The following is a 17,029-nucleotide window of genomic DNA, read 5'->3' on the forward strand; positions in this document are numbered from 1 at the left end:
CAGACCTGGCGCTTCGATCCGCTCGAGCCGCAGCCGGTGCGCCGAATCGTGCTCGAACTGCCCACGGAGTTGGATCCCGCGGACGCCGCCCGCCAGATCGTGCGCGCCGGGCTGGCAGGGGCCCTGCTATGGCTACCCGATACCGGTGATGACGTCTTCCTGCCGGTCGACGGGGTGCCGCACAAGGTCCGTGAGATCGACCTCGGTGGCCGCCACAGCGGATTGGCCTGTCTTACCCGGGATTCGGCTGTCGAGCTGTATGCCTCCTCGGTGCGCGCGGGTGTCGATATCGTCGTCCTCGCCGACATCAGCGGTTCGATGAGCTTGGATGATATTCCGGCAGGCCTCGAGCGCTCGGCTTTTCGCGCCCACGGCGGACAGTGGATCACCCGGATCGAAGCACTCAAACGCGCGCTACTGGACATGCTCGACATCCGCCTGCAGATCTCCGGCCGGGTGTCTCGTTTCGCCCTTCTCGAATTCAATCATCAGGCGCGGCACAAGTTTCCGCGCGGCGGTGGGATGACACAGCTGGACGGCAGCTCACCGGAGTCTCTGGTCACAGAGTTTCGGCACGCCATCGCGCTGCTGCGCCCGGACGGCGGGACCGATATCGGCAACGCGCTGCACGAGGCCGCCAACCTGCTCTACCGCGAGGGCCATCCGAGCAACGAAAAGCTCATCGTCTTGGTGAGCGATGGGGCGAATTGGGCGCCGGCCGGCGAGGGCGGCACCGGAGAAGTGGTGCGTACGGTGCAGGAACCGGTGAGCCTGGTCGCGCATCTGCACAACGAAGCCAAGATACGCTTGCATGCCATCGGAATCAGCACCGCGGAGCTGTTCCAGCGACGTGGTCTGCCGCCGGACGAAAGAATCATTCCCAATCACGCGCTGCTGGAGGAACTGGTCAAGGTAGGCGGCGGCGACCCGGCCCAGGTGGGCGGCATGGAGGTGCTGGCCGACTATTTCACCGGACTGGGCGGCGGCATCAGTCACCGGGTGGGCGAGCGGCTCACCGAGGCGAGCCGCCCCGGCCCGCTCTCCGGCCGCACCAAGGCGGCACTCGACCGGCTGCGCTCGGCCGGCACCAGCCAGTGGGATCAGCGCCGCGAGAATCTGCGAGACCAACTCTCCGAGCTGCTCGTACGCTGCAATGACGAAGCGGCCCGTGTCTACGGCCGACAGATCTGGAATTACAAGTGGCTACAACAGTTGCTCAGCCGCGAACTCGGCTCGCCTGCCGCCGACATTGCAAGCTTCGTCTCCAGTGTGTCGCGTGTCTTGACGGTGACACAGACCGAGGCCCCGTTCACACCGTTGCGCGCACTGCTCGACCAGTTGAACGGCGCCGACGTCGGCTGCGAAACCCTCGGCGCGGTCATCGGAACGGAGGTCGACTCACCGACCAGCGCCCAGGTACTGCTCATGCAGCGGGTGCACGATACGACAAGCGAGCTGCTCGATCGTCTGATCATCATGCAGCCGGAGGCCGAGTCGGCGCCGAAGCCTGAGTCCTCCGGTCCGACAGGCAGATTCACCTACCGTGATTGATCGAGTGAGCATGCCCGAGATCCGATCGGGCTACCGGGTGGGCCCCGCAGAGGATCCGGATCAGTACCTCTTGGAAGAGGAGATCGACGCCGGCGGCGAAGGGCAGGTGTGGCTGGCCAGCACGCCTCGGCGCAATGGCGGCAAGCACCGCTGGGCCGTGAAAATACTACACGCGGGGAACTTGGATGTCGGGCACAACGAGTCCCCGGCCGATGCCCTCGAACGGTCGTACCTGCGCGCCCAGAACGCGCGGCAGGAAACGCAGCAACTACAACGGGAAGTCACCGGCGTGGTCGGCGCCACCGACGTCTTCCCGGGTCCGCCACCGCATCCGCCCGGCGAATCCGGGGATGTGCGCACGCTGTACGTGATCTCGACGTGGGTCGAGGGCCAGGATCTGACCAAATGGCTCAAACACAACCCGCCCTTCGAGCAGGTGTGCGCGGTAGCCGCCGAGCTCGCCGCGATCGTCGACGGAATCGCTTCCAGCAGTGTGGCCTTGGTGCACCGCGACATCGCCCCGGGCAACGTGATACTCGCCCCGCACACCGACGCGGTCTCACTGATCGACTTCAGCTTCGCCGTGCCGACCCACAGCGGGCCGGTCACAGTCGTCAGAAAGGACGGCTACACCGCTCCGGAGGCGTCGAGAACCGGCAACGGCAGCCCGGAGGCCGATCGCTATTCCTTCGGCGCGGTGATCTACTACCTGCTTACGGGTAGCAATCCTCCGCCGGACAGTGCGCAGCAGGACTGCTTCGACTACCTGGTCCGCCGCAGTTTTCCCGTCGAGGTCGCCGCCCATGTGACGGCACTGCTTGCGCCCGACCCGGACCAGCGGCCCACATCCTTGGTGCGCTGGGCGCGTGAGCTGTCCGAGCTGGGCGCTCCGACGTCCACGGGGTTGCGCTATACCGACCTCGATGTCACCGTCGACGGTTTCCGGACCACTACGGTGACGGCATCGGCAAACGCGGTGGTGGCACGGGCCCGGTTGGGCCCCGGGGCGCTGTGGGCGCTGGTGGCCGATGAGCAGGCCCCGGCCGCGCCGGTCGTGGTCCGTTCGGTCGCAGACGGCACCGGCAACCCTGTCGATTTCGTGATCGACAAGGCGGAACGGCTCATGGTGGGCCGCGCCGGTATCTGGCAGGACGGCGGGCGCGCCGCGGTGGGCGGCGGCCTCGCGGTCGTCCGCACGGCTACCGGGTCCGCCACGGCGTACCTGGTCGACGCGGTCAGCGAACGGCTGACGACGGTGGAATTGACTCTCGACGGAATGATCCGCCGGGACAGCGGCGGCCCGTATGTACGGCGTGTTCTGGCCGCCGCGACCGATCACGAGGGGGCCGCCGTCGTCACCGCGAACGCCGCGAACGGCGATTTCGTCATCATCGCCGGAGGATCCGCGAAGCGCCTCGGCCTCACCGATATTCGATCGTCCGCGGTCGGCCTGAATCTTCTGGGCGAACCGGTCTGCTTCGTCGCGGCCCCGGCCCGCGAACTCCTGTCATTCGAGCAACGTTACGGAGAGTGGGTGCCGACCGGCCCGATCGAGGTTCCCGGTGATGTGATCGACGTGGCATGCGTCGGTCAGCGCGACGGCGTCACGATCGCCGCCGCGGGCGCGGACGGGCTGTGGGTCACCCCCCGGCTCGACGGCGCCCGGCCCGATTGGCAACGCCTCACCGAATCCCCCTGCCACCGAGCGGCATTGGTCGTCGGCGCTGCGTGGCGCCTCCAACTGGCCGCGCTCACCGATGGACAGGTGCTGGTGGCTACCGAGGATTTCTCCGGTCGATGGTCGACCAGGGCGCTGACCCGTTGAAAGGAAGCCGACATGTATCACGAGTTTCTCTACATCTCGGGTTCGAAAATCGACAACTTCGTACCCGCGGCGGCATCGTGGTGGCGAAACCTTCGACTGCGGAAGATATCGGCGAAGGCGAAGGTCACGCCGGTGGAGGCCGGGGCCGATTTCGAACTGGCGGATATCGTCGGCAACGAGCAGCGGCTTCGGAACCTGATCGCGGATTTCGAACACGGGTGCGTGGACTACACCGATCCGGATATCGAGAACGGCGAATGGGTCATGTTCGAGGGCCGCATCGGCATAGCGCACCTCGACGACGACCCCGCGGGCGCGGTGCTCTTCTGCCAGGCCGAACCACTCTCCGTCACCACTCCCCGCATCGTGCTCCACGGCTCGGCCCGCAACGTCGCCACGAACCCGGCGGCATCGTCCCAGTCGCACGGTCGGCCCGGCAAGTATTCCGTGTCCGTCGGCGCCACCGAGCAGGTGGTGAAAGCACTGGTCGACGCCAATGGTTCGAACAAGACGCACGGCCTCCGGAACCTGTTCAAACCTTCCACCAAGGAGCCGACCGACCTGGAACACAACCTGGGTACTTATTTCCGCGAAGTCGCCTGCAGCCCGAAATTCCGCGAATTCGCACCCTATTTGGGCGGGCATGCTCGTGTATCCGGAGTAGTCCACCCACCCCAGGTGCCTTTCCCGATCGTGCTCGCGTCGCCACTGTACGTGCGCTACGAACGGCCCTGATCGCATTCCGCCGGACCGGCTGGCCGTAAGACCTGTGCCGGTGCTGCCGGCGCGGCGCGAAGCTGTCCGACCAACCGACTACGGGATGCGAAAAGAACAGTCGGGCCCAATAGTCGTGGCGAGCGAGCGAGCGCCCTATTCGAAACCGGGCGGCGGGGTGAATCCGCCGAACTCCTGCTCGAGCAATTCGGCGAACCGCAAGGTCGTCGGGTCTTCGAGGTAGGGGCCGATGATCTGCATGCCGAAGGGCAGCCCTTCCGGCGAGCGTCCGATCGGTGCCGCGGTCGCGGGCAGCCCGAGCAGGGTGGCGATACTCGCCCACACCAGGTTGTAGTTGTACGGGTGGGCGGTGCCGTCGATATCGATCGTGCGGGTGTCCATCCCCGAATGGTCGTGCGGGAAGGCGGGTGTCGGCGTGATCGGGCACAGCACCACGTCGAATTCCTTGAACAGGTGCCGCCACCTGTCGGCCAGGCCGATGCGGACGCGGTCGGCCTTCACCCAATCGCCGTGGCTGGCGACGAAGGCTCGTTGGATGACCGCCTCGACGGTGTCGGTCTCCGGCGGAATTTCGGCGACGACGGCTTGGATCGCCCGGATGGCGTCGGCCGGGGCATCGGCGCCGAATTGCGACATCAGCAGGGTGAAATAGGTTTTCGCTGTCAGCGTCAGGTCGGGCAGGAGAGAGCTCTGCCGCGCGACCGTGGCACCTGCTTTCTCGAGCCCCCGCGCGATCCGGTCGAAACCGTCGCGAATCACGGTGGATGTCGGCAGCAACGGATGACTGTCGATGATCAGCACGCGGAACTGCGCCAACTCCTCGCCGCGCGGCGGTGGCAACTCCAGCTTGTAGGCGACCGCCTCCACCTCGTCGGGCCCGGCAAGCAGCCGCGTCGCCAGGCTCAGGTCGGCGGCGCTGCGGGTCATCGGACCGACGACGGGGAGGTCCATGGGAGCCTCCAGTGCGGGCGTGCGCGGCGGTATGTGCCCGCGCCCCGGCAGCAGCGTGCGGGACGGTTTGTGCGAGTAGACGCCGCAGAAATGCGCCGGCACCCGCAGAGAACCGCCGATATCGGAGCCGAGCGCGAGCGAGACGTACCCCGCCGCGAGCGCGGCAGCCGACCCTCCGGACGAACCACCGGGCGAACGGGTCAGATCCCACGGATTGTTGGTCGTGCCATAGATGTCGTTGTAGGACTGCCAATCACGCAGAAAGAACGGCACATTCGTCTTGCCGACGACAACCCCGCCCGCTGCCTTCACGCGCGACACCAGCACCGCGTCCTCGGCCGGCACCCACCCCTTCGCGTCGGGCAGACCCCACGTGGTCGGCAAACCGGCGATATTGAACGATTCCTTCACCGCGACCGGAACGCCGAGAAGCGGCCCATCCTCACCCCGAGCCAGCGCCGCATCGGCCTGTTTCGCCGCAACGCGAGCGCGCTCGAAATCCCGCACCACAACGGCATTGACCTTCTCGTCGAACTTCTCGATCCGCGCAATGCTCAGTTCGAGCAGTTCGGTCGCCGAGATAGTCTTGGCCTGCAACGCGGCTACCTGCTCGCGCAGCGTCGCAAACTCCGGTCCGGGCATCAGTTCTCCTCGCATCTCCGGGTGCGTGCACACCTGGTGGTCATGGCCGAAGCGTCGGTCGAGATTCGCCGCGACAGACGCTCTCCACACAACCTCGTTGGAACGAAATTTACTCCCACAGAACACGTTTCGCGCTGCTTGCGAGGCGCTGCCGATCATGCCCTCTGCGATCCCGCGCCCCATTCGGATCGCCCCGCACCAACCAACACGGCCCGAGCACGTCGAATCAATCTCATCCGAGCAACCGTTCGATTCTCGCCAACCCGATTCGTGCGTTGTCCGTCATCGCCTCGGAGGGGATCTTCGAAGCAGTCTCGAGGACGGGATACTCCCCCATACCCTCCATGCCATAGAGCAGGTACGCGATGTAGTCGACGTCGGCATCATCGGATCGCCTCCCGATCTCGCCGAGGACGGCCAACAGTCCGGCCACGCCTCCCTGTCTAGTCAGGGCGTTCGCAGCAGCCGTCTGAACCGCGATATCTCCGGGATCATGCAGCAATTCGGTCAAGCGTTCCCCCGCCGCCGGCTCATCTACCAACGCACCAAGCTTCTCTGCCACGTCGACGCGCTTCTGCCAGTCTGCGCTGTACGACAAGTCGAGCAGTGCCCGCAACGTGACTTGGGACGGATACTGACTGGTCAATTTATGAATGAAGGTAGGGATCATCTTCCCAAGGGTCCCCATATTTTTCGTAGGGATCCCCCAGCGCGCGCAACCGCTCCCTGCCGGTCTCGGTGATCGCGGCGCGAAAGATTTCGCACGACCCTATCTCGTCCTCGGCAATGTCCAGATATCCCGGCGTGCCGTTGTAGCCGTGAGAGATTCGATGGATGGCCTCGTCGACCGAGACATCCCACGGCTCCCAGCTCCGGCCACCACCAGGAAAGGCCCCGAGCCGGATGAACCCGTTATCGGTCAACTCTTTGATAATGGCGAGTACATTAGAACGCGAATACTCACCCGGCGCCACCGCTTCGACTGTTCCGTCGAATTCGCCGATGGGCGCCCAATCATCCGACACGTGATACAGAAGGAAGCTTTCCAACTTTTCCATCACGGCAAATGCACCTTCACTATCCTCTTGCGATCGGGATATTTGATCTCGATCGTAACCCCACCAGATTCACTCTTGTCACGGATCTTTATTTCAGTTCCATCCGGCAACCTGGACCCGCGCCCCGGAAAGCGTCCGACATCGATCTCCTCACCATCACGGGTCAAATCCTCGTACAGTTGGCGGATCTGCGCATCGGTGTCCATCTCTCGGTTCGGCTTGTTCTTTCCCGGCCTTGTCCGAGAATCGAGGCTACTCCTCACCTCATCGGCACTCCGAGGCCCTGGTTTCGGCGCAGCCTTGCCCTTACCTTCCCTGACGCGGCTTTTCAACCGCTCATACAGGTCTCGCACAGCCTTACGCGCCTTGACCAGAGCGTCTTTCGACTCCTGCTTGAGCCCCGCGATCTGCAGGGCCTTGCGCCCTCGCCATGCGGTGATGCCCTCCTTGATCTTCGTCGCCCAGTGTTTGACCGTCTCCGCACCCTTGACTGCCGTCACCGCGCCCGCACCGAAGCTGATGAGGGACAGGCCGATTGTGATGGCGGCATCGATCGCGAGTTCTTGGACCAGGCTTTCGAGGAAGCCTTTGATTTCGTCCCGGAGTTCCTTCAGGGCGTCCTGGTAGGCGCGGCAGGAATCGCGGATCTGGGTGCAGGAGGTCAGGAGGGCATCGATGTTGTCGGACAGGGCTTTCAGGTCGTCTTTGATGTGGACCGCGTCGGGTGAGGTGACGTCGTCGAACAACGTGGATGCGATGGTCACCTTGTCGCGCGCGTTGGTGTTCTGATAGATCGTTCCGAGCCGGTCCCAGGCGTCTGCGGCCTTCTCGAGCTTTCCGGTATCGCCGTCGGGCACCGGGATGCCGATGTGGCTGGCCATATCTATTCCGGCGTCGACGATGCCGTGGCCGGGGCCGCCCGCCGAGGCGGGAACAGAGAAGGGACCGAACACCGGGACGGGCGGGTCGGTGGGGCGGTCCGGCTGCGGTGTGCCTTTCAAGGTCGCGTCGGACTGGGCGTGGTTGAAGCCGATGTCGTTGAGCGCGGTCCCGTAGGCGTTGAGCGTGCTGTGGACGTCCTCGAAGAAGCCGACCGCCTCCCATGCCGCCGAGTTATACGACTGGGCCCATTTCTGTCCGTCCTGGTCCACGCCGGCCATGGAGCCGCAAGTGGATAGTTCGTTGAAATTGAACAGAAAGCTGTCGCGAAGCGCGGCCGCCGCATCGAAACAATTGGTCGCGGCCTGATAGTAGGTTTTCGGGTCGACGTCGAGCTTCGTCATACGCCGAGGATCTTCAAGTTGTCGGAGACGGCAGTGGTATGCGCTTCGTGGACGTGTTTGACGGCGTCCTCGAGAGTCTTCAGGCCGTGGGCGAGTTCGGCCGCACCGGTCAGCCACTCACGGTGCGCCTCGCTGTAGGCGGTCGCCGCGGCACCGGTCCAACGCCCTTCGGCTTCTTTGGCTTTCGCGTCGATCGCCTTCAACTGGTCGTCGATGAACCCGGCGAATCCGCGAATCCGCGCGGCCAGAGAGTCGAGCTTGTCGAGGTCCACCGAGAATCGGCGTGCGTCCGGTGTCATGTGATCCCCCTCAGGACATGTTCAAGCTGATTCCGGTGGCCGATGATTGATCCGTCGTACGGAGAGTGTCGGCGGTTACCCCGAGCTTGGATGCCAACTCGGCCAGCGCATCCCATACCTCGACCGCACCCTGATGGAACTCGTCCCACCCAGCGGAGAAGGCGTCCGAGTTGTTACCGGTCCAGCCTTCCAGTACCTCGCGGACGTCGGCTTCCAGGGCGGTCAACCCGTCGCGGCACTGATTCGCGATCCCGAGCGCCGCGACACCCAACGACTTCACCTGCTCCAGGTCGGCCGAGACACCCGGTTCAGGATTGCTCATCGTTCCCCCCTCTTCGTAAGCCTCCGGCACAACCTACAGAAGTGCAGGCTAGGCGGCCCAGGGGCCAGGCTCTCACGCGTAACTCGGATCGTTGTCCTCACGGAATCCTTGAACGGTCGCGTCGATGAGGCGTTGCAGGTGGTTCTGGATGATGGATGTGTCTGCGGGGTCGGCGCGGAGGTCGTGTTTGGTGTGGCGGACGAGGTAGCGACCGTCCGAGTAGTCCATGATGTGGAAGTCGCGGGCGGGGGTGGGGCGGCGGTCCCAGGCGGGGCCGGGGCAGACGGCCACGTGGAGGACGGTGCTGCGGGGGCGTTCGAAGAAGCGGGCGGCTTCGTCGCGTGGTGAGCGGGGGGCATCGTCGTGGAATGCGGTGTAGGGGCGGTCGTCGTCGGTGAGGTCGGCGCGGTTGACCTGGAGGGCGGGGCGGGTGCCTCGGGGATGGCCGGGGATGGCGGCGAGCAGGTGGCGGGTGAGGTTTTCGGCGCGCAGGAGCGACATCCGCACGGTCCCACCGGATTCCGGGTCGGACGAGGGTTGCTGGGTGACCAGGACCGCCTGCCGGTAGTGCACGGCCGCGTGGATGCGGACGCGATGACGCGGATCGCCCATCTGCTCGAGGTCGCCGGAACCTGTTGCCGCGGCGGCGAATCCGGCGATCTCGATCCGTGATTCCGGGCCGTGGAGAATGCGCACCGCGGCTTCGGCGTTGTCGTCGATGCGGCCGGCGAGGTCGGCGGCTTCGGATTTCCACTGGGCTTCCAGCTCGTCCGAGGTCTCGGCGGTGGAGCGAAACTGCAAGGGATACGGCAGGACGTCGTGTCCGGCGGCACGCCACAGGACGGTGAAGCCGAGCGCGCTGAAAGTCCAACCTGCCATGGGCTATTCACCCAAGACCGGCGGGACGGTCTTCTGCCGCTGCTCCTCGGAGAGGCCGGTCAGTTCGTCACCGTTGTCCCGTGACACCAGCTCCTCGCTGATCTTGGACTTGTGGGTCTTCTCGTCCTCTTTCTTCGACTTGGCGCCGGGCGGCATCATGCCGGGCATACCGTTCATACCGGCGGCGCCCTTGCCCCCTCCGGCAGACAAGCCGCGAGCTGTCCCCTGCCCCTGGGCACCCGAACCGGGCACCGACGTCCCGCGACCGGCCGAATTCCCTGACCCGCCAAAGGTTCCCGTGACGCCGGGTCCACCCGATCCGTACGGGAGCCCGGTGCGCGGATCGATTCCGCCAGGTGTCACCGAAGAAGGGGTGGTCTGCGCACCCGCCGCCGACGGATCCCATCCAGCCGGGGTAGCGCTCGCCGAGGTGGTATTCGCGGGATTCTGCATCGAGTTACTCAGTGTCGACGAGTCGACAGGGCTCGGCGTGGTGCCATCGCCGGGACCTTGATCAGGACTCGGCGGTTTGGGCTGATTGGTATCGCCGGGTCCGTGGCCATCGTCGGGGCCTTTCGAGGGTGGGCCCACCGACGGAACTCCCGGCGGCTTCCATTCCGTGTTGTCGTCCGGCGTATTCACGGGATTGTACGGTCGAGGCGCCAGAGGCACCTGCGTGTCACTTTCGCGGACGGCCGGGTAGAACACATTGTTGATCAAGTGTTCGTTCGCCGCGTTGGCCTGAGTTTTGCGGTGGTCGTTGAGCTTCCACGTCGGCCCCGGCACCCAGCCGGCAAGATCGCTGGTCCAACTCGTGTGCGGGGTCGGCTGCGCGGCAGGTTTGGTGATCTCCACCGCCGAGCGCACCAACTTCACCTTCTCACTGACCAACTGGGCGGAGCTCACCAGATCCTTCTCCTTGTCGGTGAAACTCTTGATGCCCTCGGCGGTCTTCTGCGCCGCGGCCCCTTGCCACTTCTCCTGAATGGCCTTCTGGATCTGCGGCCCGAAAGTGTTGTGCCCGTTCTCGATTTTGTTCCGCAGCCCCTCCCAGAAGTTGTGCAACGTCACGACGGTGCTCGGCTGCATCTTCTGAATGCGGTCGTACAGATTGTCGATATTCTGCGGATTCTTGTACGCGTCCTGCGCGACCTGCGGGTTCTGGTATTGCCCTCCGAATCCGCCGTTCACGATCTGATTGATCCGGTTGCGCGCGGCGGTCGCGTCGGGACTCTGATCGCCCTGCGCATTCGAGAAAGAGTCGGGCGGACCGCCCTTGTGCTGCTCCCAGAGGGCAGCAACCAGCGGGACGAGTGGAAGTACCATGTGCTCCCCCGGTCAGTGGTTCTCGGAGCCGGCGATGGTGCCGGCGTTCTGCTGATCGTGGTCGACGAGGCGGTCGACGGAGTGCTTGATGGTGTCGCGGATGAGCTCGAGCACCTGAATATGCTCGGTGAAAGCAGTGTTGAAGTCTCCTTCTCCACCTTTCGCCTTCGCGCCCAACATCTTTGCGAGTTGATCTGCCGCTGGAAAGTCGCCGAGCCCGGTGACGTGCGTCATGTTGCCGAGCATCGTCTGACATTCCTTGTAAACCTGAATCTGGTCCTCGCAGGCTTTCAAACAGTCGCGGGACACAGACGGATCGAGATCGAGTCGCCCAGCCTTCGACTCTTCGGCCAGGTGCTTCCACAAAGAGACGTCGTCATTCGAGCTCATAGGAAACCCTTCAGCGCGGCAGAATCGGAACGATCACGGCAGCTGCGGACGAAACACGGTCACACGCGGATACCGACGTACGAGTCGTTACGTTCAACACCGAAACTTCTACGATGCCCTGTTTCGCCGGGAACGAGACGAAGCACTGTTCACCATTCGCCCCGGAGTTGCCCTTGTACTGAACGCCTGACCGCCCAGCAACAGTTGTGTCGACGAAGCCGGTGTTGCCATCCTTCTGCTTGAGGTCGTCGATGGAGTTGACCGATGACCAAGCCGTCAGCGAATACTCCCAGTTGGGGGTGTCATGCCAGGTGCACGACTTCCACCCGTCGACGGCCACTCCCCCGATACCGGATTCCCGCGTGTTCGGATCAACGCCGACCTGCCGCAACACGTCATCCGTGACCTGCGTGCACGGGTCCCACAACGCCGCAGTCGCCCCCTTCGGATCACCCGTCTCCGGTGACGCCGTCCCCGAAGTCGACGAGGAACACCCGGTCCCCACCAACACCACCGCAGCCGCCAGCACAGCCGTAGCCGCCTTACGTATCACCGATGCCTCCCGTTGGTCCCCGCGCACACATCCTCCTGGAGTCTAGGACGCACGCGACGGCGACTCGGTTCCCCTTATTGATCATCACAAGAGTCAGGGAGGTCCGGTGCACGCCCAGCGGACGGCAGAAGACCGCCCCCATTGACCCCGATTAGTTTTGTTGCAAAACTGCTCACTATGAGGATCGTGATCGTCGGCGCCGGTATCGGCGGCCTCGCCGCGGCCCTGAGCCTGCATGCGGCCGGGTTCCGGGATATCGCCGTGTACGAGCGCGCCGAGGCGTTGCGGCCGCTCGGCGTCGGGATCAATCTGCTTCCGCATGCCGTGCGTGAGCTGACCGAACTCGGACTCGGTGAGCGGGCGGCCGCGTTGGGCGCGGCGCCACGAAATCTGGCCTACTACAACCGGTTCGGCCAGGAGATCTGGTGCGAGCCTCGCGGCCTCGATGCCGGTTACCACTGGCCGCAACTGTCGGTGCACCGCGGCAGGTTGCAGATGGAGTTGCTCGACGCCGTGCGCGAAAGGCTGGGCGCGCAGACCGTTCGCACCGGACATCGCCTCGTTGCTGCCGATGCCGAAGGTCGAGTCCACTTCGCTACGGCGACAGGAGAATTGAGCATAGACGCCGATCTGATCATCGGCGCCGACGGTATCCATTCGGCCCTGCGCCACCAGCACCGGCCGGACGAGGGCCCGCCGGTATGGAACGGGCTGACGCTATGGCGCGGGACGGCCAAGCTGCCCGGCTTCCTCGACGGCCGCACGATGATCATGGCCGGTGACGCCGAGCAGAAGTTCGTCGCATATCCGATCCGCGACGCCATCAATTTCATCGCCGAGCGCCGGACCGTCGGATTCGGTGGGCAAAACGCCGACTGGAACCGCACGGTCGCACCGGCGCAGATCGTGGAGCTGTTCCGCGAGTGGCGGTTCCCGTGGCTCGATGTTCCCGAATTACTCTGTGCCGCAGAAGAAATTCTCGAATATCCGATGGTCGACCGTGATCCGCTCGACCGGTGGACCTACGGACGAACCACCCTGCTCGGCGATGCGGCGCATCCGATGTATCCGAACGGTTCGAATGGAGCATCGCAAGCCATCCTCGACGCTCGCACCCTCGCGTTCCACCTCGCCACCGCCCGCACCCCGGACGAGGCTCTCGCGGCCTACGAGCAGGATCGGCGCCCCGCCACGACAGCCCTGGTGCACAGCAATCGCAAGCAGGGCCCCGAGCAGGTCATGGTTCTGGCCCACGAACGGGCGCCGAACGGATTCACACACATCCACGACGTGATCTCTCCAGAGGAGCTCGCCGCCATCGCGACTGGGTACAAGAAGGCCGCCGGATTCCACCCCGACACCCTCAACGCCCGGCCGTCACTGACTCCGCCGTCCAGCGAGGGGAACATCCAGTGACCGATCTCGATCCCGCACGCCTGGCATCGGTCATCTCACCGCTGCGCCGAAGCCTGCTCTCCGCAGCCCGTGCCGCCGAACGTCTTCCGGAGATTCCGGACGCGCAGATCGAAATCGTCCGCGCCCTGCCACCGGGCACCGTCAGCACCTCGAGCGAAGTGGCCGAACGACTCGGGCTGAGCCGCCCTACTGTCAGCAACCTGCTTACCGCGATGGAGGCGAACGGCTTGATCGAACGCCGCCCCCGGCCCGGCGACCGCCGCCACGTCGAGATCGCGACCACCGCCCGGGCTCACGATCTGTTCGCCCGCTTCGACCAGGCCAGCGGCGCCCTCATCACCGCCGCGGCGGCGACTCTCGCTCCCGAGGACCGCGCCGCGCTGGCCGCCGCCCTCCCCGCGCTCGAACGCCTGCGCGAGGCTCTCCACCGACTCCAGACCTCGGAGGAAACCGAATGAGCACGCCCCGCCAGCGCCTTTCGCGGTGGATACAAGCGCGAATCATCAAGGGACTCGTCCCCGGCCCGTACGACATCGCCATCCGAAAGAACCTGCGCGTCCCGATGGACGACGGTGTCGAGTTGCTCGCCGACCTGATCACACCGATCGGCGACACGGATCCGCGGCTGCCCACGATCGTGATCCGCGGCCCGTACGGACGCAGCGGCCCCGTCGCGGGCCATGCTCGTGCCCTGGCCCGCGAGGGGTTTCCGGTGCTGTTCCAGAGCTGCCGCGGAACCTGGGGATCCGGCGGTGTGTTCACCCCGCAGATCGATGAGCAGCGCGACGGTATCGCCACCCACCGCTGGGTTCGCGAACAAGACTGGTGCACAGGGCAGGTGGTCACTTTCGGCCCCAGCTATATGGGCTTCACGCAGTGGGCGGTGGCCGGCAAGCTGCAGAAGGAAGACCCGGATATCGCGCCCGATGCGTTGTGCCTGATCGTGACGATGCCCGATTTCGGCGCCATCACCTGGGACAACGCCGCGTTCGCGCTGCGCAACGCACTCGGCTGGACGCAGATGATGGACCGGATGATCCACCGGCAGCTGCTCGCCCTGGTGCTGGGCCAGCTGCGTCCGGATCGCAAGCTGCGCAAGGCATTCGACGTGCTCCCCCTGTCGGGCGGCGATGTGGCCGCGAACGGTCGCCGGGTGCACTGGTACCAGGACTGGGTCGCTCACGAACGGCTCACCGACGAGTATTGGACCCAGCAGTCACATACCGCCTCGGTTCCCGATGTCACCGCGCCGGTGTACATGATCACCGGCTGGTACGACATCTTCCTGCCCTGGCAGCTGCGCAACTACGCGCAGCTCGCCGAAGCCGGACGGCCCCCGCGCCTCACCGTCGGCCCCTGGGGACATCTCACCCGAGATATGGGCGCGCCGACGATTCGCGAGACCGTCGAGTTCCTGAAGGAGCATTTCGCCGATGCTCCGAGCAAGCGGGTCGCACCCGTGCGCGCGTATCTCACCGGCGCCGAACAATGGCACGACCTGCACAGCTGGCCACCGCCCGGCACGACGAGCGAGACGCTGCATCTGCACGCGCCGCGCAAACTCGGCCCGGCTCTCCCGGAGGGCGGCATCACCAGCTACGTCTACGACCCCGCCGATCCCACGCCCGCTGTCGGCGGCCCCAGCCTGGGCCCCACCTCGGCCCCGGTCGACAACGCCGCACACGAGCGCCGCCCCGACGTCACCGTATTCCGTGGTGAGCCGCTCACCAGCCCGGTCACGGTCGCCGGAGAACCGGTGGCGCGCATCAGCTTTCGCTCGTCACAAGCCAGCGCCGACATCTTCGTCCGGATCTGCGATCTCCACCCCGACGGACGGTCGATGACGGTCTGTGACGGTATTCGCCGCATCGGCAGTATCGCCACGGCCGACACGGACCCGGCCCCGGACGCCGACGGTTTCCGGGATATCGAGGTGCGGCTGTGGCCCACCTTCCATCGGTTCGAGGCCGGCCACCGCATCAGCGTGCAGATCAGCTCCGGCGCCCACCCGCGATACGCCCGCAATCCCGGATCCGGCGAGCCGGCCGCCACCGCAGCCACCATTCACTCTGCGACGCAGGAGATTTCACACGCCCCGGCGTCTGCGTCGCGGATCGAACTGCCGGTGTGGTCGTCGTGAGCGCCCCGGCAGTCCCCGGCTTGGAGGTGGCGTTCCAGGTGGAGGCACGCCTCGGCCCACCGGAGGACCATGGTGTGACCCGCGCCGGCCACCGCCGCGTGGTACCGATCGTCGGCGGCCGGGTCAGCGGCCTGTTCGACGCCCACATCCTTCCCGGCGGCGCGGACTGGCAAGTGATCCGCCCCGACGGCGCCATCGAAATCGACACCCGTTACTCGGCGCGCACCGCGGACGGCGGCCACATCTACCTCCGGACCTCCGGCATCCGCAGCGGAGCGCCGGAGGTGCTGAATGCTCTGTTGCGGGGAGATCCGGTCGACCCGTCAGACTACTATTTCCGTCTGGTCGTACGGTTGGAGACGTCCGATTCGCGCCTCGCGGAACTGGAACATTCGCTCTTCGTCGCATCGGCGATTCGGGAAGCGAACACGGTCCGCTACATCGCCTACCGCCTCACCTAAGCCAGCTGCAGACGAGGTGACGGCGGGAACGTGACCGGCAATGCCGTCATCGAGCGATGGAACGGCCCAGGCCGCCAACTGATCTCACTCGGATCGACGGCGAGGCGGATTTCCGGCAGCGCGTCGAGCAGCTGATCGATCGCATCCTGCACCACCAGATACGCCACCGAACGGGCCGGACACGCATGCGGGCCCGCACCCCAGGCCAGATGCGAGCGATTACCGGTGCGATCGCCACCCGCGATCTCGGGATCGTTATTGCAGGCAGCCAGACTGATAATTACCGGTTGGTTGGCGGGTAGCCAGGTGTTTTCGATCAGAATCGGCTGGCGAGGATAGGTCATGCAGAAGTTGGCCAGCGGCGGATCGGTGAACAGCACCTCGTCGAGCGCATCGCGAGTCGACAGGCTGCCCGCGAGGATGTCGCCGCCGAAACGCTCGTCGGTGATCATCAGCAACAGGGTGTTGGAGATCAGATTCTGCTGCGGTTCGATGCCCCCGCCGTAGAAGACGATCAGGTTGCGAACCATCTCCTCGTCGTTGAGCTTGGCCGGATGGTGGGCCAGATGCGAGGTGACATCGTCGGCGGGCGCGGCGCGGCGCAGCTGCACCTGCTCCATCAGCGCCTGACTCATATGTTCCATACCCCATGCGGCGTTCACCGTGTCGAAGATCGCCGCCATCCCGGTGGCCACGCGCCGGCCCAGATCCGCCGAACAGCCGACCATACGGTTCAGTACCTCAAAAGCCAGCGGAAACGCGTATTGCGACACCAGATCCGCCGAACCCGACTCACAGAACTCGTTGATCAGCGGGATGGCGATCTTCTCGACGGTGGTGTGCAATTCGTGCAGATCGACCCTGTCGAAGGCCGCCGTGAATGCCTGCCGATACCGCGCATGCGCACTGCCCGCGCTGCGGATGACGTTCGGGTACCACTCCATGATCGGCCGGACCGGGCAATCCGCGGGAACGGTTCGCTCCCACGCCCGCGGGTCGGCCGGGAAATGGTCGGGATCGTTGAGGATCTGCAACGCGGTGTGATAGCCGATGACCAGGGTCGCCGGTACGCCGGGCGCCAGCTCGATCGGCACCATCGAGCCGAAACGGCGGCGCATCGCTTCGTACGCGCGATGGGGGTCGGCGACGAATGCCGGTGTGTCCAGCACGATTCGGGGGCCGTCTGTATCGAAGGGTG

18 protein-coding genes are annotated in these 17,029 nt (G+C 65.4%); 7 read left to right on the forward strand and 11 right to left on the reverse strand.

The window, feature by feature from the left end; translation table 11 throughout:
- The first annotated feature begins 48 nt into the window (after nt 1-48).
- From IG65_RS35870 to IG65_RS0114235, 3 genes are read left to right on the forward strand one after another with little or no spacing between them, the layout of a single operon-like run.
- Nucleotides 49-1,551 (forward strand): VWA domain-containing protein, encoded by a 1,503-nt coding sequence (locus IG65_RS35870; RefSeq protein ID WP_197039837.1) that lies wholly within the window; start codon nt 49-51, stop codon nt 1,549-1,551.
- Between the two features lie 10 nt (nt 1,552-1,561).
- On the forward strand, nt 1,562-3,376 hold the full coding sequence (locus tag IG65_RS0114230; protein ID WP_030515386.1) for a protein kinase: 1,815 nt from the start codon (nt 1,562-1,564) through the stop codon (nt 3,374-3,376).
- Between the two features lie 12 nt (nt 3,377-3,388).
- A complete protein-coding gene (locus tag IG65_RS0114235) occupies nt 3,389-4,111 on the forward strand; it encodes an SAVMC3_10250 family protein (RefSeq protein WP_030515387.1) in 723 nt (240 codons plus the stop codon).
- Between the two features lie 135 nt (nt 4,112-4,246).
- On the opposite strand, the gene IG65_RS0114240 is transcribed toward IG65_RS0114235, so the two are convergent.
- The 10 genes from IG65_RS0114240 to IG65_RS35875 form a co-directional block, all read right to left on the reverse strand.
- Nucleotides 4,247-5,704 (reverse strand): amidase, encoded by a 1,458-nt coding sequence (locus tag IG65_RS0114240; protein WP_030515388.1) that lies wholly within the window; start codon nt 5,702-5,704, stop codon nt 4,247-4,249.
- A 232-nt stretch (nt 5,705-5,936) separates the two neighbouring features.
- A complete protein-coding gene (locus IG65_RS0114245; protein ID WP_156055597.1) occupies nt 5,937-6,374 on the reverse strand; it encodes a hypothetical protein in 438 nt (145 codons plus the stop codon).
- Complete coding sequence (locus IG65_RS0114250; protein ID WP_030515390.1) at nt 6,352-6,762, reverse strand: hypothetical protein; 411 nt, start codon at nt 6,760-6,762, stop codon at nt 6,352-6,354. The genes IG65_RS0114245 and IG65_RS0114250 overlap by 23 nt, the downstream gene beginning before the upstream one ends.
- Nucleotides 6,762-8,045 (reverse strand): hypothetical protein, encoded by a 1,284-nt coding sequence (locus tag IG65_RS0114255; protein WP_051755969.1) that lies wholly within the window; start codon nt 8,043-8,045, stop codon nt 6,762-6,764. The genes IG65_RS0114250 and IG65_RS0114255 overlap by 1 nt, the downstream gene beginning before the upstream one ends.
- Complete coding sequence (locus IG65_RS0114260; RefSeq protein ID WP_030515392.1) at nt 8,042-8,344, reverse strand: WXG100 family type VII secretion target; 303 nt, start codon at nt 8,342-8,344, stop codon at nt 8,042-8,044. Before IG65_RS0114260 ends, IG65_RS0114255 begins: the two co-directional genes overlap by 4 nt.
- A gap of 10 nt (nt 8,345-8,354) precedes the next feature.
- Nucleotides 8,355-8,666, reverse strand: coding sequence for a WXG100 family type VII secretion target (locus tag IG65_RS34700; RefSeq protein WP_036524433.1), 312 nt, complete (start codon nt 8,664-8,666; stop codon nt 8,355-8,357).
- Nucleotides 8,667-8,738: 72 nt separating this feature from the next.
- On the reverse strand, nt 8,739-9,545 hold the full coding sequence (locus tag IG65_RS0114270) for an ESX secretion-associated protein EspG (RefSeq protein ID WP_030515393.1): 807 nt from the start codon (nt 9,543-9,545) through the stop codon (nt 8,739-8,741).
- A gap of 3 nt (nt 9,546-9,548) precedes the next feature.
- On the reverse strand, nt 9,549-10,736 hold the full coding sequence (locus IG65_RS0114275) for a hypothetical protein (RefSeq protein WP_156055598.1): 1,188 nt from the start codon (nt 10,734-10,736) through the stop codon (nt 9,549-9,551).
- Between the two features lie 147 nt (nt 10,737-10,883).
- Nucleotides 10,884-11,261 (reverse strand): hypothetical protein, encoded by a 378-nt coding sequence (locus IG65_RS0114280; protein ID WP_030515395.1) that lies wholly within the window; start codon nt 11,259-11,261, stop codon nt 10,884-10,886.
- Nucleotides 11,262-11,271: 10 nt separating this feature from the next.
- On the reverse strand, nt 11,272-11,790 hold the full coding sequence (locus IG65_RS35875; protein ID WP_030515396.1) for a DUF3558 domain-containing protein: 519 nt from the start codon (nt 11,788-11,790) through the stop codon (nt 11,272-11,274).
- Between the two features lie 201 nt (nt 11,791-11,991).
- Here IG65_RS35875 and IG65_RS0114290 point away from each other — a divergent pair, with 201 nt between their 5' ends.
- Genes IG65_RS0114290 through IG65_RS0114305 form a run of 4 tightly spaced genes read left to right on the forward strand, consistent with a single transcriptional unit; the run spans nt 11,992 to nt 15,831 of the window.
- Entirely contained in the window at nt 11,992-13,230 is a 1,239-nt protein-coding gene (locus tag IG65_RS0114290; protein WP_030515397.1) for a flavin-dependent oxidoreductase, read from the forward strand.
- Nucleotides 13,227-13,688: a MarR family winged helix-turn-helix transcriptional regulator gene (locus IG65_RS0114295; RefSeq protein ID WP_030515398.1), complete on the forward strand. Its 462-nt coding sequence runs from the start codon at nt 13,227-13,229 to the stop codon at nt 13,686-13,688. The genes IG65_RS0114290 and IG65_RS0114295 overlap by 4 nt, the downstream gene beginning before the upstream one ends.
- Nucleotides 13,685-15,370 (forward strand): CocE/NonD family hydrolase, encoded by a 1,686-nt coding sequence (locus IG65_RS0114300; RefSeq protein ID WP_030515399.1) that lies wholly within the window; start codon nt 13,685-13,687, stop codon nt 15,368-15,370. The genes IG65_RS0114295 and IG65_RS0114300 overlap by 4 nt, the downstream gene beginning before the upstream one ends.
- Nucleotides 15,367-15,831 (forward strand): DUF3237 domain-containing protein, encoded by a 465-nt coding sequence (locus tag IG65_RS0114305; RefSeq protein ID WP_030515400.1) that lies wholly within the window; start codon nt 15,367-15,369, stop codon nt 15,829-15,831. Before IG65_RS0114300 ends, IG65_RS0114305 begins: the two co-directional genes overlap by 4 nt.
- On the opposite strand, the gene IG65_RS0114310 is transcribed toward IG65_RS0114305, so the two are convergent.
- Nucleotides 15,828-17,000, reverse strand: a complete 1,173-nt coding sequence (locus IG65_RS0114310) for a cytochrome P450 (RefSeq protein ID WP_369801541.1) — start codon at nt 16,998-17,000, stop codon at nt 15,828-15,830. The two genes, IG65_RS0114305 and IG65_RS0114310, sit on opposite strands and share 4 nt — an antisense overlap.
- Nucleotides 17,001-17,029: the final 29 nt, after the last annotated feature.

The organism is Nocardia sp. NRRL WC-3656, assembly GCF_000720265.1.
In the GTDB taxonomy this organism is placed as follows: Bacteria; Actinomycetota; Actinomycetes; order Mycobacteriales; family Mycobacteriaceae; genus Nocardia; species Nocardia nova.